The organism is Methylobacterium sp. Leaf469, assembly GCF_001424745.1.
In the GTDB taxonomy this organism is placed as follows: Bacteria; Pseudomonadota; Alphaproteobacteria; order Rhizobiales; family Beijerinckiaceae; genus Methylobacterium.
In genome coordinates this window covers 450978-473523 of sequence record NZ_LMRE01000023.1, presented here as the reverse complement: position 1 = coordinate 473523, position 22546 = coordinate 450978, and the positions used below count along the sequence as shown (strand labels likewise).

The following is a 22546-nucleotide window of genomic DNA, read 5'->3' as shown; positions in this document are numbered from 1 at the left end:
GTGGGGAACACCTACCGCTGCCGGGGGATGGCTCAAAGGACATAGATCCCTCGAAAAAGGTCCTGCTCAGATCCTCAGGCTCTCGCCATCCGCAGGGATGACGAGGCTCGACGCGAACCCCTCGCGCTCGGAGAAGGCACGCAGTTCCGCCCGGCTGAGGATGCAGTGGTTGATCGCCTCCATGTGGCTCGCGACCAGGACGGCCTCGGGAGCTGCCTTGTGGACGGCCAGGACGTCCGCCTCGCCCATGATGATGGGTGCGAAGCCGGGTACGACGGCCTTGCCTGCGTTCAGCACGATGACCCCGGGCCTGTGCTCGGCGATGGCGCTTTCGACATGACGGTTCCAGATCGTGTCGCCGGCCACGTAGAGGGGCTTGGCCGAGGGATGGCTGAAGACCACGCCGCAGACGTGTCCCAGGATCGGCAGCGCCTTCAGCGCCTCGTCGGTGCCATGCCGCCCTTGGGTTCCCGCCAGCCGGACGCCCTTGAACTCCGCCGTTCCCGTCAGGACCCGCACGTCGGTGAATCCCGCGCCGCGGATCTGGGCCGCATCCTCCTCGTCCTGCGCGAAGATCGGCAGGTCCTTCCTCAGGGTCGCCTTCGCCGCCTCGTCCCAATGGTCGGCGTGCAGATGCGTCACGATCACCGCGTCGACATCGATCAGTTTCTCGACGGGCATCGGGAGTGGGACCAGAGGATTGCGCAAATGGCTGTTGGCCGTGCCCTCGAAGCCTGGGTAGGCTCCCGTGTCGGCGAGGAGCGGGTCGACGAGGAAGCGAACGCCGCCATAGTCGATCCGGAGCGTCGCATTGCGCACCTGGGTCAGCGTATTCTCGGCGCCGGCCGCAAGGGAGCGGCGGGTGGAAAGGCCAAGGGACGCTCCGAAGGAAGCGGCCAGCGCCCCCGCACCGAGGGCGAGGGCGAGGGCCCGACGCCGGTCGAGCCGGGCACCGGTATCGATGGTCTTCGTCATGAGCCCGTCCCTCAGCGCGCCAGGAACTCGTCGGACGACACGACCTTCCCATAGGCCCAGCGGAGCGCTGACATGTAGGCGGCGTGGACGTCGGCGGCCTGGACGATCCTATCGCCGAATTCGACGTCGCGGGTCGCGCAGGCATCGTGGACGACGGTCACGGAATAGCCGAAGTCCGCGGCTGCCCGGCTCGTCGCATCGATGCACATATGGCTCATGGCACCGATGACGACGACCTCGTCCACGGCCTTCTCGTCGAGCATCGCCTTGAGCGCCGTCTCGCGGAACGCGTTCGGGTACTGCTTCACGATGACCGTCTCGCCGTCCCGGGCTGCGACGGCCGCGATGGTCTTCACGTTGTCCGAACCCATCGCAAAAACGGGGGCGTCCGCCGTCGGGCTTTCGTGGCGCACGTGGATGAGGATGTCGTTGCCCGAACGCGCCGCGTCGATGATGCGGGCGGCGTTGGAGACCGCGCCCTCGATCCCGACGAGGGGCAGCTTGCCGGAGGGAAGGTACTCGTTCTGCAGGTCGACGACGATGATCGCGCGATTGGCCATGTGACGGATCCCGGTATTCGGTGATTGGTAGGCCTCTAGATACGCGGAGCGGGCCGACTTAAGGAGTGGCGCAATCGACAGACTTAGGGGCGATACCGACATGACGGATGGCCTGGCTGAGATCGGGATCGTGAACTTCCCGGGAGCCCAGCTCGCGGCGGTGTTGGGAATGACCGACCTCCTCGCGACCGCCGGGCAACTCGCCGGACGAACGGAAAAGGGGCAAGCGGGCTCCCTTCTCCGTATCAGCCATTGGGAGTGGAAGTCCGGGGAGGCTTCGCCCGTGCGGGTCTTCGACACTGTCGCGGATACGGTGGGATCACCCGACGTCCTCGTGCTCCCGCCGGGGCTGGGTGCCCCCGTCACCCGGGAGGATGCGGCACCGTTCGCCGGATGGCTTCGCGAGCGACATGCGTGCGGAACCGCCCTCGGTTCCGTCTGCAAGGGTGCGTTTCTCCTTGGCGAGACGGGACTCCTATCGGGAAGGACAGTGACGACCCATTGGACCTACGAGGAAGAGTTCCAGGCCCGGTTTCCGGAAACCCGTGTCGATGTCGACCGACTGCTCATCGACGATGGCGATATCCTCACCGCTGGGGGCGTGATGGCCTGGACCGACATGGCTCTGCGTCTGGTTGACCGCTTCCTGGGGGCGGCGGTCATGCTCGACACAGCCAGGGCGTTCTTGATCGATCCTCCCGGTCGCGAGCAGAGCTACTACAGCGCGTTCTCCCCCCGCCTGAACCACGGCGACGCGCCGATCCTCAGGGTCCAGCTATGGTTGCAGGAGACGGGTGCGCGGAGCCTCGCCCTGCAGGCCCTCGTCGAGCGGTCGGGGCTTGAGGAACGCACGTTCCTCCGACGCTTCCAGAAGGCGACGGGCCTCGCCACGACGGAATACGTGCAGAGGCTGCGGGTCGGCAGGTCGAGGACGTTGCTCCAGGAGGGAACGCTGACCGGAGATCAGGTGGCATGGGAGGTCGGCTACACCGATCCCGGCGCATTCCGGAAGGTGTTCGCCAAGATCGTCGGCTTGACCCCGGCCGAGTATCGCAAGCGCTTTCGGACCTGATCGGAACGTGGAACCGGATAGGCTTGAATATCGATGCCGCCGCTTCGCTTCCAGTCACGAGAAACACCGCCGTCCCACCCGCAAGAAACGATCCGCTTACCAACATGGGACGTCGCGTCGCCGACGCGCCGATGATCGCGCACGACGGGGGGAAGTCGAGCTCGTTTTCCGGAAAGCCGGACGCGGACGTCGGGACTCAATTCCGGGGACGCCGCGATCTTAATGCAGGATGCAGATCCTCGAAAAGCGGGCGAAGCCGTCAGGTTGGGCGTACCTGAGCGGTTGAAAAGTGCGCTTTGCCGATGCCCCTGGCAGTAGGGGCTGCGTCTCGGCGTTGCATTGCATAGGCAACGGCGGGCGGGGCCCGATGGTGTGGCGATACCGTTCGGCGCCGGATGGCTTTCCGGCGCCCCGGAGTGCGGGGGGGCATCGTGATCGGCGCGGTCCTCCCCGCCCTGGTGCGGATCGCGGTGCTGATCGGCCTTGGGTACGGGCTCCGCCGGGCCTCGTCCCTTCCCCGATGCGACGAGGCCGAGATCGCGCGAAGCACCGTCCTCCCTTAACCTGCCATCCTCGGTGCAACCCTCGAACCGGCAGTCACCATCACAGCCTACCCTTCATCGGTAGAGGCTCAATTCCGGCCTCGGATCGGCAATGAAGCCGTCGCGATTGGGCATCTGCACCTTTGGCAGCGTGGATGCGGTCATGGGGTCATCTGGCTTGATGACCTTGCCCTGTGCGAGGATGTACGCAACGACGCTGTAGACCTGATCATCGGTCAGCGAACCGGGTGCATTGAACGGCATCGCGCGTTTGACATAATCGAACAGTGTCGTTGCATACGGCCAGTAGCTTTCCGTCGTCTTGACCGGATTGTTCGTGGCAAGGCTACCGCGGCCGCCAATCAGTTTATCTCCACCGATCCCGGGCGACATGTTGCCTTGGAGTTGTTCGCCGTGGCAGGCGGCACAGTTCTCCGCGAAGACCGCCTCGCCCTGCTTGGCCGTTCCGGAACCCAAGGGTAATCCCTTCCCGCTCGGCGGTATCGAGAAGTAAGCGCCGAGATCGGATTCGGTCACGGGATGTCCTACGCCGAGCCGGGTCTCGGAGGCCATCTGTGCCATGGCGACGCCGGGAACGGCGGTCAGCATCACGCCCGTGAGCAGGCAACTCAGCTTAAGCATGGACATTGCTGACCCCTCCATTCTGCGAAACGCCCCAGCTTTGGATGGCATTCAGATGATAGATGGAAGCCGAGGGACCATGATCCCCGCGGATCGCGATCAACTCGGCCAGCGTCGGCTGAATGTAGCCGGTCTCGTCGGTGCAGCGGCTTTGCAGCACGACCGGTGAGCCGTCCCAGCGCCACGGGAACGAGAACCGTACCGTGCACATCGGTTCCGGCGTCGAGTCGAGTCGGGCGGGGTACCAGGTCCTTCCACTGTCGCAGGAGACATCGACGGATTGGACCCGGCCCCGGCCGGACCAGGCGAAGCCGGAAATGGTGTAGGAACCTGGTCCCGGCAGGCGCATGTCTCCCGAGGGGAACGTGATGACCGATTTCGCGTCCATGTCGAGCGTGAACAGGCGGGCCCGGCCATCCGCCATCAGGTCGCTGTACTTTGACGTTTCCTCGCGTGTCATGAACGGCTTGTCGCTGACTTCCATGCGGCGAAGCCACTTGATGTGCGTATTGCCCTCGTAGCCGGGCAGGAGCAGACGGATGGGGTAGCCTTGCTCCGGGCGGATCGCCTCACCGTTCTGCCCGTACGCGATCATCGCGTCCTTGAGCATCTTCTCCATCGGGATCGAGCGCGTCATCACCGCGGCGTCCGCGCCCTCGGCCAGCACCCAGGCGCTGCCTGGTTTGAGCCCAACCTCACGGGCGAATGTCGAGAACAGCACCCCGGTCCACTCCGAGGTACTCAGTAGCCCATGGGTCTGCTGCACCGTCTTCAGGGTCGGCTTCTTCCATTCCGTCAAACCGTTGCCGGAGCACTCGATGAAGTGTTTTCGGGTTATCGACGGCATGCGCTTGATGTCGTCCATGGTGAACCGCTTCGGCGCGTCGACCATGCCGTGCAGGACCAGTCCGTGGCGAGCCGGATCGATGGTCGGGATACCCCCGTGATGCCGCTCGAAGTGGAGCCCGGAGGGAGTGACGTTGCCGACAAGCGCGGCCAAAGGCGTCAGCGACCAGGACGTGTTCTCATTCGGGGTAGGATGACGGACGCGCACCTCCGTCTCGAATTGCGAGCGAGAGCCGTAGCCGCCATCGGCAGCCACCGGTCGGCCTTGTTCCTTCGTTGGATCTTCAGGTACGTCAAACCGCTTGGCGCCGGCAGGAGTCTTGTCCTCGGCCTGCGCCGTACCAGCTGCGAAGGCGGCGGCGGCACCGATCGTCGAGCCGGCCGCAAACAGGAAGCGACGTCGGTTGTTATGAGTGACGTACATGCCTTCACGGCATGGGCAATCCTCACGCTCGCTGTCCTTGCCTGAGGGTGGGGCCGAAACGGACACATCGCTGTCTTCAGGCATATCGCAAATCCTCCCAATGGTGCCTCGGCCTGCAGTCTTTCGCTGCATAAATACAGCCAGGCTAACCTACTAGATGGTAGCATGTCGACTGCCTGAGAGCATTTTGTTCTCCGATAATTGCTTATCTCAGATGGCCGTTCTCCTCTTGCCCTAGTCACCCGAAAGCGGGCGGGCAGGAAACCACCCGACCCCATCCCAGGGACGCGTTCATGCCGGACGCTCAAGCAGTCGTTCGTACAATGTCGGATCTGGCCGTCGTGGCGTTTCGAGCATCCATTGAACCGGCGCGAACGACAGCATGAATCGGCTCGGCTCATGATGCTCATTGCCTTAGTCGAGACGCTGCGTTGAAGCTTGCTCGATAGGCCGCCGGGCTGACCCCCGTCACCTTTCGGAAGCTCGACCTGAACGTGACCGGTGACGCGAAGCCACTGGCCAACGCCACTTGGTCGACCGACGCGTCACCGCTCTCCAGCAGTTCCTGGCCACGTCGGATCCGGGCCAAGTGAAACCATTGCATCGGCGACGTACCGGTCTGTTCCTGGAAACGTCGCGTGAAGGTGCGCTCGCTCATGCCTGCACGGGCCGCCATGGCCGCGATACTGAGCGGCCGGTCGACATTCCCGATCATCCATTCGAGCAAAGGTGCGAGGCTCGCATTCGTCCGAGGCGGTTCGTGGCGAATGAATTGGGCCTGACCGCCATCGCGGTCGAGGGGGGCGACCGCAAGCCGGGCGGAATGCGCGGCAGCCGCCTGTCCGAGATCGCGCCGCACGAGGTGCAGGCACATATCCAGCCCCGCCGAGGCTCCTGCGGACGTAATGATGCGCCCCTCGTCGACGAAGAGGGTGTTGGGATCGACCTCAATGGCCGGGTAGCGTTCCGCCAGGTGGCCGGCGCCGAGCCAGTGGGTGGTGGCGCGTCGTCCATCCAACAGGCCGGTGGCCGCGAGCACGAAGGCCCCCGAGCAGATCGATGCGATCCGCGCACCGGCCGCCCAGGCCTGTCGGATCGCGGCCACGACGGTCGGTGCGACCGGCACGTCGGGATCATCGATGCCCGGAATAACGAGGGTGTCGGCCGACTGAAGGGTGCCCAGTCCATAGGGCACACGCAATCCGAACGGGCGAGCGCTGACCTCCGGCGCCTCGCCGCAGACCCGAACCTCATAGAAGGGCGCACCATCAACCCCTCGCGCACGACCGAAGACCTCGCAGGGGATCGAAAGATCGAAAGGCACGACCCCGTCCAACGCCAATACGCCAACGACATGAGCCATGCGAACTTCGCCCCCTGAAGCAGGCCGTTCCTACATCGTTTGGCGATTGGCGGAAACTGATCGGTGAACGTCTTTTCCGCCACTCACGCCGTTCCGACATTGTCCGCTACGCCGCCTGGGCAGCAGACATGGAGGTGATGCATGGGCACGGTTGGGCAGCGAAACGATTGGCTTCAGGAACCCAAGGACGCGGGACGATCCCATGCGTCCGGCGGGAATGCACCCATCGACCAGGAGCCATTGCGATGGCTCAAGATCGCCGCGTTGGCTGAGGCGACGACGCTGCTCCTCCTCATCGGCGTTGCGGTTCCATTGAAGCATCTGGGCGACCTGCCCATGGCGGTCCGCATCCTCGGTCCGATCCACGGTTTCGCCTACGTCGCCTACCTCTGGCTGATCCTCCAGTCACTTGGCGCAGGCGTGTTGTCGAGCCGCGGAGCGGTCAGGTTGTTCCTAGGAGCCCACCTCCCGGCGGCTGGCTACTTCATGGCTCGTTTCCTCACCCGTCGCGGCTCGGATGCGCTTGGCCGAGACGCACGCGCATGACGCTGGCGGATGCCTATCCATGGCTGAAGGCAGCGCATGTTGCCTGCGCGTTGTTGTTCGTCGGCGGAGTCGTCGCGAACAACCTGATTCTCCTCGCGGGACGTGCGACGACGGATTGGATCGTTCCGCTGACGCAGGCCCTGAGACGATGGGATCGGGTGGTCACGACGCCTGCCATGCTCGGCGCATGGGCCTTCGGCAGCGGACTTGCGGTCTCGGGCGGTTGGTTCCCCTACGGTTGGCTGCAGGCCAAGCTGGTCCTCGTCGTCATGCTGTCCGCAGTCCACGGACTGCAATCAGGCCAGATCCGACGGCTAGCGATAGGGTATGGCGCCAAGCCGCTGCGAGGGGCCGTTCTCATCGTCCCCGCAGTGATCGCCATAGCCGTTCTCGCCGTGGTCAAACCCTGAGCGGAGCCGGTGCCGGAGGACGTCCGCTTTGCCGGTTTCCCGACCGATAATGGACCATCGCAAAACGACCCGACGATGCCGTTGATGCCCACACGTGGGCATCTCGAAAGCGGTCGTTCATCGATGGATATCGTCACAGTGTCCTAGGGTTCCGTGTCATGGCTTGATCGAGTGCTAGTAGCGACGCTCGGCCATCGGGTCAGGCAGCTCGTGTTCAGTGAGATGAGCCGTGCAAGACCGACGTTCCGAAGGGAGCCCTGCGGAAACTCGCATCCCATGTCACATCGGACGACAGCGCATCGTCACTCGCGTGAACCAATCACGTGGAGATCGCTCGATGACCAAAGCCATTCCGGTACTCGCCGGCATCCTCGGCGCAGGACTGGCCGGGAACGGCGTCTTCATGCTCGTCGCGCCCGAGGCATGGTATTTCACCGTGCCGGGCGTGACGACGACCGGGCCCTTCAATCAGCACTTCCTGCGCGATATCGGCCTGATCTTCGTGCTGATCGGGTCGGGGTTCGCGTACGGCGCGGCCCGACCGGGACCGCGTTCGCTGCTCTGGAGCATGGGTGCGATCTGGCTCTCGGGCCACGCGCTTTTCCACTTCTGGGAGGTTGCGGTGGGCATCTGCGGGCCGGAGGTTCTACCCCGAGACTTCCCCGCTGTGACACTTCCTGCGCTTATTGCTGTCGCCCTCAGCGTCTGGTCGTTCCGCCATGCCGACCATCGATGATCCGACCCGCGTCTTCGAGCAGGAGCGGGCGCGGCTCGTCCGGCTCGCCTACCGCATGCTCGGGTCCCTGGGCGAAGCCGAGGACGTCGTACAGGACGCTTGGCTGCGCTGGCGGCACGTCGACCATGCCGAGGTCGCCTCAGCCGGTGCCTTCCTATCGCGGACGGTGACGCGGCTCTGCCTGGACGTGATGAAGTCCGCTCGGGTACGGCGTGAGACCTATTTTGGCACATGGCTACCCGAGCCCGTCGCCCTGGTCCCGGACGAAGCCCCCGGCGATGACCTCACGCTCACGCTGATGCTCGCCCTGGAGAGGCTTTCGCCGCTGGAGCGGGCCGCGTTCCTCCTGCACGACGTCTTCGCGGTCCCACTCGCCGAGATCGCGACCACGCTCCAGCGTGAACCACCGGCAGTCCGTCAGCTCGCCGCGAGGGCTAGGAAACACGTGCAGTCCGCCCGCCCGCGCTTCCCCGTCGAGCGGGAGGAGGGGGCGCGCATCGCCAAGGCCTTCTTCGAGGCGTCGGCGACCGGCGACGTCGCGGCGCTGCGCAGCATGCTCGCCGATTCCGTCGTTGTGCACTCCGACGGAGGCGGAAAGGTGCTCGCCTTCCCGAGGCCGATCATCGGCATCGACAAGGTCACGCGCATGTTCGAGGGGATCGCGCGCAAATCGTGGATCCAGCATGCCCAGAAGCTGCAGGACCTTTGGATCGATGGCCTGCCGGGCTACTTCAGCCTGGAGCCGGGCGGGATGCTCCAGACCGTCGCCCTGGATATCCAGGGCGGATTGATCGTCGGCATCTACTTCACCCGTAACCCGGACAAGCTCCAGCGAATGGCAAGGTCGTTCGGAGGGGCGGTGGAAACGCCGACGCCTCACTGAGCCTCACCGGCGGGCTATCGCCAGCTCCCTGCGACAGACCGTCGAGAACGCGCAGAGCGGGTCGAGGTGGCTGGCGTGCCGAATGTCCGCGAAGGAGGCGAGATCCTTGTTCGGGGCGAAGTAGGTCTCACCGATGAGCCGCATGACGCGCTCGGCCTCCTCCAGCGTCTCCGGCTCTCCGAAGAGCCGGATCTTGTTCACGATGGCATAGAGGTTCACCAGCTTGGCCGGGTCGTCGAGGTCGTGCCGGAAAGCGTCGCCGAACAAGGTCGACGCCTCCCGGATGAACTCGCCGTAGAGCGCTTCCCGTCGCGCTCGGTCCTGCACCAGGAGCGTCGCACGCTCCTGGCTGTGTTGCGTCAGCCAAGTGGTCGCGAAGGAGGCCATCGCGCCGATGGCCGACCCGGCCAGCGCCGACAGCGCCGGGATGTAGGTAGCATCCATCGGCGGGAGGCCTCAGGCCACGCGCTTTGGCTGTGCCGCCAGCCAGTCGTCGTAGCGCCGCTGCGAGAGCCACGCGTCACCGGTGGGCGTCAGCCAGGGGCCTTCGAGGACCACCCCGAAATACGGTGCGGTGTCGTCGGTGACAACCTCACGCGTTTCGCCAAGGCCGTCGAAGTGACGCTTCACCAGATCGACCATCGGCAGGCGCTCCGGGCCGGCGATCTCGACCATGCCGTTTCGCGGTGGCGCCAGCGCGGCCTCCGCGACTTTCGCCGCAACGTCGGCCGACGCGATCGGCTGGATCGACGCGGACGTCACGCGCGCGACGCCGTCGACGATTGCGGCTCCCGCGATCGCGGCGACGAACTCGAAGAACTGCGTGGCGCGGACTAGGGTCCACGGCACGCCCGCCGAGGCGATCAACTCCTCCTGAGCGAGCTTGGCGCGGAAATAGCCGCTGTCGAGCAGGAGCTCGGTGCCGACCACCGAGAGCGCGACGTGGTGGGAGACGCCGGCATCCTTCTCGGCCGCGGCGAGGTTCCGTCCGGCGCGGACGAAGAAGTCCATGGCCGCGTCGTCGGCGAACGATGGCGAGTTGGCGACGTCGACCACGACGCTGGCGCCCTTCAATGCTTCCGCGAGCCCCTCGCCCGTCACGGCGTTGACGCCGGTGTTCGGCGAGGCCGCGAGGACCTCGTGGCCGGCGGCCTTCAGGGTGGTGACGACCTGCGAGCCGATCAGCCCCGTACCGCCGATGACGACGATTTTCATGTGATGCTCCGTCCTGTGTCCGGTCCCGGTGGGGACGTTCGAAACCAAGACGAAAGCGGTCCCACCCGTTGTGACATTGGCTCTGCGAAATTTGTCCGGTCGCGAGCCAGCCGCTCCGGCGGTCATACAAAACCTCCGGTCATGTCACGTGCGCACCTGCTTCCTCGTCATGCAGGGAGCATCGCGAGGAACGACGATCATGGCGCCCGACATCGAGAGGCTGACAAGAGACATATCCCATGTGCCCCCTGGGCGAGGAACGAACGGTTGACGCCGCCCCGTCCGCTCAGATGGCAGTTCCTGACCCTCTTCGTCGGCCTGCTGATCCCGACCCTGCTGTTCGTCGGAGTCCTGCTCTGGCGCTTCGCCGCGTCCGAACGCACGCGGGTCGAACAGGACGTGCAGACCAGAGCCCACGGCTTGTCCGTGGCGTTCGACCGCGAGATCCATGGCGTCCTCACGACGCTCCAGGCGCTCGCGACCTCGCCGAGCCTGGCGACCCACGACCTTCCGGCCTTCTACGCCCAGATGCAGGAGATCAGTCGCCTGCAGGGAATCAACATCAACCTTCGGCATATCGATGGGACCGCTGCGTTGACGACCCGGGCGCCGTTCGGAACCGCCGCACCCGCGCCCCCGGCCCTTGCGGAGATCGACAGGGAGGTTCTGCGCACCGGCGTCGCAGTGGTCAGCAACGTCTTCGTGACCTCCGTGACCCAAAAGCCGGTTTTTCAGATCGTCAGCGCCCCTGTCCGTATCGGCGAAACGCCGACTTATCTCCTCGCCGCGAGCCTCGATCTCGGTTACCTCGTGGCGACGACGCGCCGCGAGGATCTCCCGTCCGGTTGGATCGGGTCCCTGGTGGATCGAAACGGGATCGTCGCTGTCCGGACCGAGCGGCAAGAAGACTTCGTCGGCAAGCTGACTTCAACCGACTTCCGCTCTCATGCGATCGATGATGCCGGACGATATTATGGCCGCAACAGGGTCGGCGAGGATGTCCTGGTGGGCTATGGCCGGTCCAAGCTGACCGGTTGGACCGCGGCGGTCGTGGTGGATAAGAAGCTCGCCGAGGCACCGCTGCAGCGTTCGATCACGATCCTCGTCGGGTTAGGTCTCGTGCTTGGATCGCTCATCGTGGGCATCGCCTTGGGGGTCGGTCGACGGGTTGAGCGTGCGATGCGTCGCCTCGGCGAAGGCGCCGCGGCGATCGGCCGAGGGGAGCCGGTCGGCGCCATCGCCACCCCTATCAGGGAGGTGAACCTGATCGGTGCGGCGCTTGCGACGGCGGCGCTTCAGTTGCAGGCGCGGACACGCGAGCGCGAGGTCGCGGAGATGGCTTTACGCGACCTCAACGTGGCGCTGGAAGACCGTGTCGCCGCGCGCACGCAAGAACTCGACGATGCGAACCGCGCGCTCATCGGCGAGATGCAGAGCCGCGAGACGGCCGAGGCTCATCTGCGGCAGTTGCAGAAGATGGAGGCCGTCGGCCAGCTCACCGGCGGCATTGCGCACGACTTCAACAACATGCTCGCCATCGTGATCGGCAGCCTCAATCTGATCCGAAAACGCCTGGCGCGCGGCGAGAGCGACATCGAGCGCTTCATCGATGTCGCCACGGATGGTGCGAACCGCGCGGCCTCGCTGACCCAACGGCTGCTGGCTTTCTCGCGCCAACAGCCGCTCGCGCCGGAGCCCATCGATGCCAACAAGCTCGTATCCGGGATGTCCGAGATCCTGCGCCGAACGCTCGGCGGCGATATCAAATTGGAGACCGTGCTCGCTGGCGGCCTGTGGCGCACCCATGCCGACGTGAGCCAATTGGAGAACGCCATCCTCAACCTGGCCGTCAACGCGCGGGACGCCATGCCGGAGACCGATAACTGCAGCGGTCGCCTGACCATCGAGACGGCCAACGCCCACCTCGACGAGGCCTATGCCAGGACCGTGGAGATTTCACCCGGTCAGTACGTCCTGGTTGCCGTGACCGACTCCGGAACCGGCATGTCGCCGGAGGTCCTGGCCAAGGTGTTCGATCCGTTCTTCACCACCAAGCCGGTGGGGAAGGGAACAGGGTTAGGCCTGTCGCAGGTCTACGGTTTCGTGCGGCAATCGAAGGGACACGCACGGATCTATTCGGAGCCCGGGCAGGGCACGAGCGTGAAGCTCTATCTGCCGCGCTTCTATGGCGAGGGCGAAGTTGCCGGATCGCCTCGGGATGTTCGGCTCACGGCTGTCCTGCCCCTCGGATGCCGACGCGAGATCGTCCTCGTGGTCGAGGACGAGGAGGCCCTGCGCCTTCTCAGCGTCGAGACATTGCGCGAACTCGGCTACAGCGTGCGCCATGCCAAGAGCGGTGTCGCCGCATTGCGTATTCTGGACGCCCAGCCCGACATCGCGTTGTTGTTCACCGACATCGTCATGCCCGACATGAACGGGCGTCGACTGGCCGAGGAGGCGATCCGGCGGCGTCCGGAACTCAAGGTGCTCTACACGACGGGGTTCACGCGCAATGCCGTGGTGCATAATGGCGTGCTCGATCCCGGCACGCATTTCCTGCCGAAACCCTTCACCCTGCAGCAACTGGCGAACAAGGTCCGCAGCGTGCTCGATCATGCATCGGAACCGCTCGACGCGTGATCGATGGCGGACCGGGTCGACCGGCATCGTCGTAGTCCCGTCACTCCAGGCACGACGATCATCATCGAACGGTTCGCTGCGGCGCCTCCCGCATCACGTGTGGGAAGTCCCTTCGGTGCGGATCGCGGAAACGTCATCCCCGAACTTAGATCGGGGATGACGGCTTTCCCGTCGGCGATTCTGGGGGACCTTCTCCAGCGACGCCGCCGCCTTGGCTCTTGCCCGACGCGTGGTCAGTAATCCCAGAACACCGGCACCCAGCGGAAGGCGTCGCCATCGACCGCGACCCTGCCGACGGACGGGAACGGCAGGTGCGTGGCCACCAACTGTTCCCTGGTCCCGGCCAATTCCCGGAGAAGACGGATCCGAACGCGAGCTGCCTCCTCGGGGTCGTGCTCGAAACCGTTGTGCCAGTCGGGCTGGTCGAAACCCACGGGAAAGATGGCGTCGCCGGCGAACGTGAGGCGCTCGCCGCCGGATGCCAGCCGGACCACGCTGTGCCCGGGGGTGTGGCCCCCGGTGCGATGGACGACCACCCCCGGCGCGACCTCATGCGCATCTTCGAAGGTTCGCAGATGGCTGCGATACGCCTCCGAGAACCGTTTAGCCGTGGATCGCAGCGCATCCGGGAAGCCCGTCGGCATGGAGGTGCGGGAGAAATCGGGTGCTTCCCAGAACGCGACCTCGGCGGCCGCCACGTGGATCCGCAGGTCGGGCCGCAACCGTTCCTTCACCCCGTCGATGAGCAGCCCGCCGATATGGTCCATGTGCATGTGCGTCAGCACCACGTCGGTCACGGACGCCAGATCGATGCCGCCCGCTTCCAGTCGTTTGACCAGCTGGCCGGCTCGCGGCAGAGCCAGGTTCGGGTCCAGCCCGAGCCCGGCATCGATGAGGATTGTCTGCTCGCCACTCCGAACCAGGACGGCATTCAGCGGCCAGTCGAATGCGTCCGGCGCCAAGAACATGTCGTCCAACCATGCCGCCCGAACCGCCGGGTCGGCATTGTGAGCGAGCATGGCAGTCGGAAGAGGCAATACCCCGTCGCTGACGACCAGCACGTCGATCTCGCCGATGCGCACCGCGTATCGTGACGGCACCAATTCCTCCGAACTTGGACGCGCTCGGCAAGAATCTCTCGTATCGGTTTGGCCGGTCATTGAAGTGCTCATGATTGCCCCTTGATCGGGACGCGCGGACATCCGGCTCACCAGGATTAGAAACGCGCGCCTAAACACAGAGACGAGAGCAGGTGTGTGAATGTGACATGTGCGGTCAGGGATCGAGGCCCACGCCCGTGGATGATCCACATGTCGAAAAGCCCTCAAGAGCACGGTCTCCTTATCCACCCCTCTCGGTCATGCGTGGACGGACGGGGCCCGACTCAACCTGGCCTTAGAATTTTTCCGATCATGACGCGAAAGCTCGACGACCGCGAAGACTCACCCGACAGTGTTTTGCCCACGTGGCGAGGTAAGAAACAGCCTCTAAGGCTTCCGTCTTGCCTCGCAGTGCCTGAATGCTGCGGTAGCTGACCGACGCCGCGATCTGATGTGGTTTCTTGCCGTCGGCGGCGAGCGCCAGGGCACGCACGACCCTGGCCCGAGCGCGCCGTTGCCCGAAGCTAAGGCCTGTCTCTCGGCGAAACTCTCGCGTCAGGGTCCGGCGGCTGAGACCTTTCTGCTCGGCCCATGCGTCCAGACTACCGTCGCGTATCATCAAAGGCATCAACGGCGTAAAGGCCAAACGACCGATGCCCATTGCGACGGCAAGGGCGATGACCAGCCAAGCGGACCGGTCGAGCACCGGGGATGAAGCCGATTGGGTGCTCATGGACTTCTCAACCAATGGACCTCTCCGGATTTCGGCGAGGTCCCTTAAGATGTCGCGGACAGCCCGTATTTTGGGTGGCGCGGCGGTGCTCAGGCCGCTTGTCTCGGCGCCTCGACCAGTTCATCGGCCGGCCCGAAGAACTCGAAGCGGATCCGCTCGATTGGGATACCTAGACGGCCAAGCCCGTTCACAAGCGCGGCCAGGAAGGGTTTGGGGCCGCACAGGTAGTAGGTCGCCTGCTCCCGCGGGGTGTTCGCCGCCAGCCACTCCGCAGTGACCAGGCCCGTCTCAGCAATCTGCCGGTCGCTAGCACCCTGCTCTTCCAGATGCGCATAAAAGAACCGGGAATGCAGATTCTCGTGGCCGTTCGTCAGGGCCCGCGCATGTGCGCCCATGGCGTGAACCCGTCCGTTCAGGGCACCGTGGACAAACCAGGTCGGACGCTCCGGCGAAGTGGCGGAGATCGTCTCCAGCATGCTGATCATGGGAGTCAGCCCGACGCCGCCGCTGACCAAAACCACAGGTTCGTTCGTGCTTCGATCGAGGAAGAATTCCCCGGCCGGCGGGGCAACCCTGACCAAGGTGCCCGGTCCGGCATGGTCATGCAACCAGTTCGAGACGACGCCGGCCGGCACGCCCGGCGAGGCCTCCCGCTTCACGGTGATGCGATAGGCGCGGTCGTTCGGGGCGCAGGAGATGGAGTAGTTGCGCTTGAGCGCCCCCCGGTCGGGGAGGTCGAACTGAAAGCCAAGATACTGTCCCGGTTCATGACGCAGGACCGGCTTCCCGTCGGACGGGACCAGCACGAAGGAGCGGATTGTCTCGCTCTCCTGGGTGACGCTCTCGACGACGAACCCGCGCCAGCCGTTCCAGCCGCCGGGCTTCGTGGCGAGGTCGCGATAGATCGTGGCCTCGCGTCCGATCAGCAGTTCGGCAAGGAACCAGTATGCCTCCCCCCATGCGGCGCGGATCTCGGGCGTAGCGGCGTCGCCGAGCACGTCCTGGATCGCGCCGAGCAGGGCCTCCGCCACATGGGGGTAGTGCTCGGGCAGGATGTTCAGGGCGACGTGTTTCTGGGCGATCCGCTCGACGGCGCCCGCGAGGACACCGAGGTTGTCGATGTTGCGGGCGTAGGCGAGCACCGCCTGCGCAAGCGCCTTGGGCTGCGATCCGGTCTCGCCATGGTGGGACTGATTGAAGAGAGCGCGCATCTCGGCATCGACGAACAGCCGCTCGTACATGCGCTGGGTGATGGTGAGCCCGTGCCCCTCCAGGGCGGGTACGGTGGCCTTGATCAGGGCGATGGTGGCTGGTGCGAGAGGGGTCGGCATCTGCATCTCCCATAAGATTCATTGTCGATGAACCTTATGGCCTGCAGATTGTAAAGGTGCAACGAATATGTACCTTAGGCTCTCATAGGAGCTGCCATGCGCCTGACGCGCTACACCGATTACGCCCTCCGAACTCTGATCTACGTCGGCTTGCATGAGCCACGGCAAAGCTCGATTGCCGAGATCGCGCGGGCCTACGGCATCTCAGAGAGCCACCTCACGAAGGTGGTGCACCAACTCGGACGCCTAGGGTTCATACGCACCACCCGGGGTCGAGGTGGTGGGCTACAGCTCGCCAAGCTTCCCGCGGAAATCGTCGTAGGCACCGTTGTGCGACAGACAGAGGAAGATCTTGCGCTAGTCGAGTGTTTCGCCGGCGGGGCCTGCGTGATCACGGCTCCATGTCGCCTTCGGCGTGCGCTCGGTGAAGCCTTGGCGGCGTTTCTCGCGGTTCTTGACCGCTATACCCTGGCCGATCTGCTGGGTGGAAATGACGGGATCGAGATTGCCGCCCTGCTTGGTCTGCCTTCCCCAATGAAAGAGGTGGCGCCACATCTTTCCCCTCCTACGAAGATATGAGTGGCGTGATCTGAGTCTTATGTTTTGAAAGCAAAAGTGGCGTTCGTGCTAGGGACGCTTCACGGTTCGTCTTTGTCCTTGGTGGGATTGCAATGAGGTTTAATATGCATCCCGGCACCATACAGATGATTTAGCACCCTACAGAGGCGCAACTGAGCGGTGAAAGCCTGTGTCTCTCGTCGGACCTAGACAGTGCGCTACCTGGGCCGAAAGCGTCCGGGCCATCGCCGGATCTGCTGGCGCTTTTCTGTTTTACTTGGGTACCCATGGTTTTGAAACTAATAGGCTCGCGGGAAGGGCATGTATCGTTCAGCTGGAAGACATCGAAGCGGTCGACTGATCCGAAGACACGTCTGTCGAGCGTCTTCACGCCTTGAACCGTCGCGCTTCGAGATTCAATCAAACGTCCGCTTCAGCGAATTGCCTCCCGAAAGCGGACAGACAAAAATCCACCCGACCCGGTCATAGAGCGGACCAGCGGCAGTCGACCCAACCGCGTCGTAGCCGACGGCCTGAGTGGCTCTCGAAAGCGGACGGTTGCTGGTGGGCGAAAATACTTGAGTTGGGCTGCATCCGATCCTCCGGCTCATGGCTAGCGCTCTTGATGCCGCCTTCGCGGCAGATGGAGAACGCCATGCGACTGAGCCTCATCGCCGTTACCCTGATGGCTGGCACCTGCCTTGGAACTGCCGCGCGTGCCGAGACCGTCGCGGCCCTCGTCGGCGATGCCACGCTGGCGCATGTCGACACGGCCGCGAAGACGGTCACGAAGACGGTGACGATCACCGGGATCGGCGGCAGCGTCCTCGGCATCGACGTGCGGCCGGCCGACGGCATGCTCTACGCGGTGATCTCGGATGGCAGCGTCGTCACGATCGATCCGATGTCCGGCAAGGCCACGGCCAAGTCGAAGCTCGACACGATGCTGGCCGCCGGCACCGCGGCAACGGTCGACTTCAATCCCGTCGCCGACCGCCTGCGCATCATCGGTTCGGACGGCACCAACCTTCGCGCCAATGTCGATGACGGCAAGGTGACGAAGGACGGCCAGCTCAAGTTCGCCGAAGCCGACAGCATGAAGGGTAAGACCCCGAAGGTGACGGCTGGCGCCTACACCAATGCCTTCAAGGGCACGAAGGAGACGGCCCTGTTCGACATCGACGCTGCCGGCGCGCTGCTGAAGCAGGCTCCGCCGAATGACGGCATCCTGAACACCGTCGGCATGCTCGGCATGTCGGGCGAGGCCGTGGCCTTCGACATCCTGTCCGATGGCCAGGGCGGCAACCAGGCCTGGGCGATGGCCGGCGACACGCTCTACAAGGTGGATCTCGCCACCGGTAAGGGCGAGATGGCCGCAAAGATCACGGGTGTGTCCGGCAAGGTCCGTGACATCGCCATTCTGCCCAAGATGTAGCATCGCTCCGCCACTGCAGGACCGGCCCGGCGGCCGGTCCTTCCAATCGCCGGGAGGGTCATGGAGCCGTTCGATCACGCCTCCGCGTTGGAAGGCTGCGCCCGTGGGGATCCGACGTCTCTGCGGCGTCTCTACGACCGGGAGGCCGGGTTCCTGCTCGCCGTCGCGCTCAGGATCGTGCGGCGGCGTGATGCTGCGGCCGACGTCCTGCACGATGCCATGATGGACATCTGGGAGCGCGCCGGCACCTTCGACCGCAGCCGCGGCGCGGGCCGTGCCTGGATCACCAGCATCGTGCGACACCGCGCGCTCAAGCACATCCGGGCCGTCAGCCGGGAGACGGACCTCGACGCGGCCGCGGCGACGGAGATCGCGGACGACGCGCCCGATCCGTTCGCCATTCTGGCGACATCGCAGGACGGGAGACGCCTCCAGGGTTGCCTCGCGCAGCTTGGCGCAGACAGGCGGGCGGTGATCCTGCTCGCCTATGTCGATGGACTGTCGCAGTCCGAGATCGCCGAGCGACTGGGGGCACCGCTCGGGACCGTGAAGGCATGGGTCCGCCGCAGCCTCATCGCCTTGAAGGATTGCCTGTCATGATCCCGAGCCGGCCGGAAGACCGCGACGTCCTGGCGGGCGAATACGTCCTCGGCCTGCTTGATTCCGCAGCCATGGCGGAGGTCGAGCGGGCCCTCGGTTCGGATGAAGATCTAGCCCGCCGCATCGCCTTCTGGGAAGAGCGGCTGCTGCCGGCCTCCGCGGCCGTCGGGAAGGCCGATGTCGACCCGGCGCAATGGGCGCGGATCGAGCAGGCCCTCGCGACGCGCCGGCAGGCGCTCGGCCCGACCGCGGCGCTCGCCCTCACACCGCCGCGAGGCGGGATGTTGCGGGCGGCGTGGCGGAGCCCTGCGCTGTGGCGGGCCACCACGGGGCTCGCCACGGCCGCTGCGATCGTTCTGGCGATCCTGCCGAGCCGCGTCCCGGCGCCGGCCGAGAGCCCGACGCGGTTCTACGCGATCCTGCAGAGCCGCGACGCCTCCGGGCAGGAGAGCGGACCGGGATGGCTCATCCAAGTTGCCCAGAACGGCACCGTGCGGTCCCTGCCGCTGGCTGACGTGCAGCCGGGAAGCGGGCGCGCGTTGCAGCTTTGGACCCTGTGGGATCAGGCGCGCGGTCCGGTCTCCCTCGGCGTGCTGCCCCCGGGCGGAGCGATCCGTCTGCCGCCGGAAAGGCTGGAAGCCATCGGCGACGGGCAGCTTTTCGAGATCACCCTGGAGCCCGAGGCGGGCTCGCCCATCGGTCGCCCGACGGGCCGGATCCTGTTCATCGGCCGCGCGAAGGGGGCGGCAACGCAGGCTCTGTAACGGGGCGATCGAGGTGCTCGAAGGAGTTCGTTCGCGTTCGAGGTGAGCTCTTATAATTCACGGCCGAGATCGCTTTCGCATTCTGATCAGAAGCGAACCATTTCAAATTCACCCGATGCTATGGTGGATGGACCGGTAACGGACCAACTTAGTCGTACAGGTTGCTGCGAGTGTCACCCAAAACAGACCATGGGTAGTAGGATTGCCTGATCAAACGGCGGTGGATCGTAGCCAGTCGACCAGCTTCCCGACATCCTCTGCCCGGGCCGGATGTCGTGCGTGGACGACCCAGTAGGGATGGGCGTCGAGCACCGGCCCGAAGGGTTGAACCAGCGCGCCACTTGCCAAGTCGTCAGCGGCAAGCACGAGGGACAGGAGCGCGATTCCCTGACCCGCGATCGCGGCCTGGATGACGTGACCTTCGTCGCTGAAACGAATACCCGCGCCACCGTCGACGTCGCCGATCCCGGCCTGCCGCAGCCAAGCGGCCCAAGTCGGCGTCTCGTCGGTTACGTGAGCCCACTCGAAATGCAGCAGCGGGTGGCTTGGCAGATCGCGCTCGGATCGAACAGCGAGGCGAGGATTGCAAGCGGGCGCGACCCGGTCGACTACCAGTCTGTGGACGTCGAGGCCCGGATAGGGCCCCGGCCCGTATCGGACAGCAACGTCGACCCCGTCGCAAGCGAAGTCCACCAGGCTGTCGGACGCGTGCAGACGCAGATCGTAGCCCGGATGGGCGGCGCGAAAGTCGGCCAGCCGAGGCACGAGCCACTTGGCGACGAAGGCGGTCGGCGCCGAGATCGTAAGAACGCCGGCCGGTGGTCGGCCGCGGATCTGGTCGATGGCCTCGGCGAAGGCGTCGAAGCCATCGCGTAGCACGGGCAGCAGCACGGACCCCTCTGCGGTGAGCCGGACCCTGCGCGTCTCGCGGTGGAAGAGGCGAAGCCCCAGGGTCTCTTCGAGGAGCCGGATCTGATGGCTAATGGCGGTCGCCGTGACGCCAAGCTCGTCGGCGGCACCGCGGAAGCTCAGGCGGCGCCCGGCGGCCTCGAAGGCCCGCAGCGCGGCGAGCGGGGGAAGCGATCTCCGCATCGTCATGGCTGAACGTAGCTCATCTGTCGCGTGAGGAGAACGCGTTCGTCATCCGGCACCTCGGCTGACACAAGGGCACCTGCCACAGCAGGAGGCCGACATGAAAGCGATGGTGTTGACGCGGTTTGGCGGGCCCGACAGCTTCGAACTCCGAGACCTTCCCGACCCCCGTCCGGGATCGCGGCAGATCCGCGTGGCGGTGCATGCGACCTCGATCAACCCGCTCGACTACCAGATCCGCCGCGGTGACTATGCCGACCAGGTCGAACTGCCGGCCATCATCGGGCACGACGTCTCCGGGGTCGTCGACCAGATTGGATCAGAGGTGACGGAGTTCCGTGTCGGGGACGAGGTCTATTACACGGCACGGATCTTCGGCGGGCCGGGATCGTACGTGGAATACCACGTGGCGGACGTCGACATCGTGGCGCGGAAGCCCGTCAACATTTCTCATGCCGAGGCCGCGAGCGTCAGCCTCGTCGGCGTGACCGTCTGGGAAGGGCTGGTCGAGCGCGCCCGATTGCAGGTGACCGAGACCGTCCTGATCCATGGCGGCGCCGGTGGCGTTGGAGCCATCGCCATTCAGGTCGCCAAGGCCATCGGCGCGCGGGTCCTCGCGACAGCGCGCGGCAGCGACGCGGCCCTCGTCGAACGGCTCGGTGCCTCGGCGGTCATCGATTTCGAGCGCGAGGACTACGTGGACGCCGTCAATCGCCTGACCGACGGCAGGGGCGTCGACGTCGTCCTGGATACCCTTGGGCGCGATACGCTTTCGCGTTCCCCACGCATCCTACGCGAGGATGGGCGCGTCGTCACTTTGGTTGACACCGCGACGCCCCAGAACCTCATCGACGCCTGGGGCCGGAACGCGACCTACCACTTCGTCTTCTCGCGCCAGAGCAGCAGCAAGCTCGACGCCCTCACGCGCCTCATCGAGCGAGGCTTGGTGGTGCCGCAGGTCGGCTTGGAGTTTCCCCTCGACGAAGTCGCACTCGCTCACGCGCGCTCGGAGAAGGGCCGGATCAAGGGCAAGATCGTGCTTCGGGTCAGATCATGACGCGGCAAAATTCCTATCGGAGCCTCGGACCTGAGTAGGTCGCAAGGTCCTTGTAGTCGGAGCCAAAGACGACAAGTCCGCCTCTCCCTCTCCTGAGGCGGTACCTGTACGAGGGGAAACTTCGGTACCACCACGGTCGCGCTATGCCGCAACCTGCGCGGTCGCGCTATGCCGCAACCTGCGCGGTCGCGCCTACCCAGCGGCCGTCACGCCCGGACACGTACTCGTCGTCCGGTCCAACTTGGCGAAAGCCGGGCGGAACTGAGTACCAGGCTTGGCTGGTGCAAGCGGCTGCAGCTCGGCCTACGACGATGTCTTTACGGCGTCCAAGCCCATGCTCACGGGGGAGCGCATGACCGATCTTGCAAAGAACAAGGCGAACGTAATCGCCTTCTACGAGCTGATGTTCAACGATTGCCGGCCGCGTGAGGCGATCGAGCAGTATGCCGGCGCCGACTATATCCAGCACAACCCGCATGTGGCATCCGGCAAGGATGGCTTCATCAACTATTTCGAACGGATGGCACATGAGTGGCCGGGCAAGCGGGTCGAGGTGAGGCGGGTCGTCGCCGAAGGCGATCTCGTCGTTCTTCACTGTCTCCAGCACTGGCCAGGCAACCACGATTACGCGGCCATCGACATCTTCCGGCTCGACACCGATGGCAGGATCATCGAGCACTGGGACGTGCTGCAGATCCTGCCAGAGACCTCCGCCAACGCGAACGGAATGTTCTGAGCGACTGGGATGGAGCCGCTGTGTCAGAGACAGTCTACGATGTGCTGCGCACAGTGCTCACGCTCATTCGATCATCGAGGTCGTCCCGGGCTAAGCCGGAGCTTTGGTTCGAGCCCATAGCCGTGCCGATGCGAATCGAGAGGCGGACGGGCACGATTCTAGCTCTACGTACGCACGGTGTTTCTAGCTTGAGTGTGCTGTAACCGCTGGGCCTTCGCTGGTTTGACGTCCCCGAACGAGGCGGCCTTCGTGAGATCGAAAGTAAAGGTTCGTTAAAGGCGCGAGA

At 65.1% G+C, this 22546-nt stretch carries 23 protein-coding genes; 12 read left to right on the top strand and 11 right to left on the bottom strand.

The genetic code is table 11. The annotated features are described in order from the left end of the window. Positions 1 to 66: 66 nt before the first annotated feature. Both ASG60_RS13470 and ASG60_RS13465 read right to left on the bottom strand, forming a co-directional pair. Positions 67 to 975 (bottom strand): MBL fold metallo-hydrolase, encoded by a 909-nt coding sequence (locus ASG60_RS13470; RefSeq protein WP_082531747.1) that lies wholly within the window; start codon positions 973 to 975, stop codon positions 67 to 69. Positions 976 to 986: 11 nt separating this feature from the next. After that, entirely contained in the window at positions 987 to 1535 is a 549-nt protein-coding gene (locus tag ASG60_RS13465) for a cysteine hydrolase family protein (RefSeq protein WP_056385987.1), read from the bottom strand. Between the two features lie 100 nt (positions 1536 to 1635). Between ASG60_RS13465 and ASG60_RS13460 the strand changes: the two genes are divergently transcribed. Further along, positions 1636 to 2607 (top strand): GlxA family transcriptional regulator, encoded by a 972-nt coding sequence (locus ASG60_RS13460; RefSeq protein ID WP_056385986.1) that lies wholly within the window; start codon positions 1636 to 1638, stop codon positions 2605 to 2607. 617 nt (positions 2608 to 3224) lie between these two features. Here the strand turns inward: ASG60_RS13460 and ASG60_RS13455 are convergent. The 3 genes from ASG60_RS13455 to ASG60_RS13445 all read right to left on the bottom strand — a co-directional run bounded on the left by ASG60_RS13455 (position 3225) and on the right by ASG60_RS13445 (position 6424). Next, on the bottom strand, positions 3225 to 3797 hold the full coding sequence (locus tag ASG60_RS13455; RefSeq protein ID WP_056385985.1) for a cytochrome c: 573 nt from the start codon (positions 3795 to 3797) through the stop codon (positions 3225 to 3227). Continuing rightward, positions 3784 to 5061 (bottom strand): sulfite dehydrogenase, encoded by a 1278-nt coding sequence (soxC, locus tag ASG60_RS13450; protein ID WP_056385984.1) that lies wholly within the window; start codon positions 5059 to 5061, stop codon positions 3784 to 3786. Before soxC ends, ASG60_RS13455 begins: the two co-directional genes overlap by 14 nt. A 406-nt stretch (positions 5062 to 5467) precedes the next feature. Beyond that, the gene (locus ASG60_RS13445; RefSeq protein ID WP_056385982.1) at positions 5468 to 6424 is read right to left on the bottom strand and encodes a helix-turn-helix domain-containing protein; all 957 of its coding nucleotides are present in this window, start codon (positions 6422 to 6424) and stop codon (positions 5468 to 5470) included. Positions 6425 to 6565: 141 nt separating this feature from the next. Between ASG60_RS13445 and ASG60_RS13440 the strand changes: the two genes are divergently transcribed. The 4 genes from ASG60_RS13440 to ASG60_RS13425 all read left to right on the top strand — a co-directional run bounded on the left by ASG60_RS13440 (position 6566) and on the right by ASG60_RS13425 (position 8999). Beyond that, positions 6566 to 6970 carry a DUF3817 domain-containing protein gene (locus ASG60_RS13440; RefSeq protein ID WP_056385980.1) on the top strand — a complete coding sequence of 135 codons (405 nt, stop codon included), beginning with the start codon at positions 6566 to 6568 and terminating at the stop codon, positions 6968 to 6970. Then, positions 6967 to 7380, top strand: a complete 414-nt coding sequence (locus ASG60_RS13435; protein ID WP_056385978.1) for a CopD family protein — start codon at positions 6967 to 6969, stop codon at positions 7378 to 7380. Before ASG60_RS13440 ends, ASG60_RS13435 begins: the two co-directional genes overlap by 4 nt. Before the next feature lie 337 nt (positions 7381 to 7717). Then, complete coding sequence (locus tag ASG60_RS13430) at positions 7718 to 8116, top strand: hypothetical protein (protein ID WP_055957211.1); 399 nt, start codon at positions 7718 to 7720, stop codon at positions 8114 to 8116. Next, positions 8100 to 8999 carry a sigma-70 family RNA polymerase sigma factor gene (locus ASG60_RS13425; RefSeq protein WP_055957213.1) on the top strand — a complete coding sequence of 300 codons (900 nt, stop codon included), beginning with the start codon at positions 8100 to 8102 and terminating at the stop codon, positions 8997 to 8999. Before ASG60_RS13430 ends, ASG60_RS13425 begins: the two co-directional genes overlap by 17 nt. Positions 9000 to 9002: 3 nt before the next feature. On the opposite strand, the gene ASG60_RS13420 is transcribed toward ASG60_RS13425, so the two are convergent. Beyond that, entirely contained in the window at positions 9003 to 9443 is a 441-nt protein-coding gene (locus ASG60_RS13420; protein ID WP_055957216.1) for a hypothetical protein, read from the bottom strand. Positions 9444 to 9455: 12 nt separating this feature from the next. Continuing rightward, positions 9456 to 10214: an SDR family oxidoreductase gene (locus tag ASG60_RS13415; protein ID WP_055957218.1), complete on the bottom strand. Its 759-nt coding sequence runs from the start codon at positions 10212 to 10214 to the stop codon at positions 9456 to 9458. Positions 10215 to 10355: 141 nt separating this feature from the next. Here ASG60_RS13415 and ASG60_RS13410 point away from each other — a divergent pair, with 141 nt between their 5' ends. Beyond that, on the top strand, positions 10356 to 12854 hold the full coding sequence (locus ASG60_RS13410) for an ATP-binding protein (RefSeq protein WP_244476658.1): 2499 nt from the start codon (positions 10356 to 10358) through the stop codon (positions 12852 to 12854). A 233-nt stretch (positions 12855 to 13087) separates the two neighbouring features. Here ASG60_RS13410 and ASG60_RS13405 read toward each other — a convergent pair whose 3' ends face one another. The 3 genes from ASG60_RS13405 to hmpA form a co-directional block, all read right to left on the bottom strand. Beyond that, on the bottom strand, positions 13088 to 14014 hold the full coding sequence (locus tag ASG60_RS13405) for an MBL fold metallo-hydrolase (RefSeq protein ID WP_055957219.1): 927 nt from the start codon (positions 14012 to 14014) through the stop codon (positions 13088 to 13090). A gap of 250 nt (positions 14015 to 14264) precedes the next feature. Further along, a complete protein-coding gene (locus ASG60_RS22785; protein WP_156375833.1) occupies positions 14265 to 14687 on the bottom strand; it encodes a YbfB/YjiJ family MFS transporter in 423 nt (140 codons plus the stop codon). An 89-nt stretch (positions 14688 to 14776) separates the two neighbouring features. Then, positions 14777 to 16018, bottom strand: a complete 1242-nt coding sequence (hmpA, locus tag ASG60_RS13400; protein ID WP_055957654.1) for an NO-inducible flavohemoprotein — start codon at positions 16016 to 16018, stop codon at positions 14777 to 14779. 96 nt (positions 16019 to 16114) lie between these two features. On the opposite strand from hmpA, the gene ASG60_RS22085 reads away from it, so the two are divergent. From ASG60_RS22085 to ASG60_RS13380, 4 genes are all read left to right on the top strand, one after another. Then, positions 16115 to 16597, top strand: a complete 483-nt coding sequence (locus tag ASG60_RS22085; protein ID WP_055957221.1) for an Rrf2 family transcriptional regulator — start codon at positions 16115 to 16117, stop codon at positions 16595 to 16597. Positions 16598 to 17231: 634 nt separating this feature from the next. Further along, the gene (locus ASG60_RS13390; protein WP_056221263.1) at positions 17232 to 18011 is read left to right on the top strand and encodes a DUF4394 domain-containing protein; all 780 of its coding nucleotides are present in this window, start codon (positions 17232 to 17234) and stop codon (positions 18009 to 18011) included. 60 nt (positions 18012 to 18071) lie between these two features. After that, positions 18072 to 18611, top strand: coding sequence for a sigma-70 family RNA polymerase sigma factor (locus ASG60_RS13385; RefSeq protein ID WP_056385974.1), 540 nt, complete (start codon positions 18072 to 18074; stop codon positions 18609 to 18611). Next, entirely contained in the window at positions 18608 to 19375 is a 768-nt protein-coding gene (locus tag ASG60_RS13380) for an anti-sigma factor (protein WP_056220800.1), read from the top strand. The genes ASG60_RS13385 and ASG60_RS13380 overlap by 4 nt, the downstream gene beginning before the upstream one ends. Before the next feature lie 210 nt (positions 19376 to 19585). Here the strand turns inward: ASG60_RS13380 and gcvA are convergent, their stop codons facing one another. Next, entirely contained in the window at positions 19586 to 20473 is an 888-nt protein-coding gene (gene gcvA, locus ASG60_RS13375) for a transcriptional regulator GcvA (RefSeq protein WP_056220803.1), read from the bottom strand. 94 nt (positions 20474 to 20567) lie between these two features. On the opposite strand from gcvA, the gene ASG60_RS13370 reads away from it, so the two are divergent. Next, positions 20568 to 21524 carry a zinc-dependent alcohol dehydrogenase family protein gene (locus ASG60_RS13370; protein WP_056385973.1) on the top strand — a complete coding sequence of 319 codons (957 nt, stop codon included), beginning with the start codon at positions 20568 to 20570 and terminating at the stop codon, positions 21522 to 21524. Positions 21525 to 21876: 352 nt separating this feature from the next. Beyond that, the gene (locus ASG60_RS13365; protein WP_056221266.1) at positions 21877 to 22260 is read left to right on the top strand and encodes a nuclear transport factor 2 family protein; all 384 of its coding nucleotides are present in this window, start codon (positions 21877 to 21879) and stop codon (positions 22258 to 22260) included. Positions 22261 to 22546 lie beyond the last annotated feature (286 nt).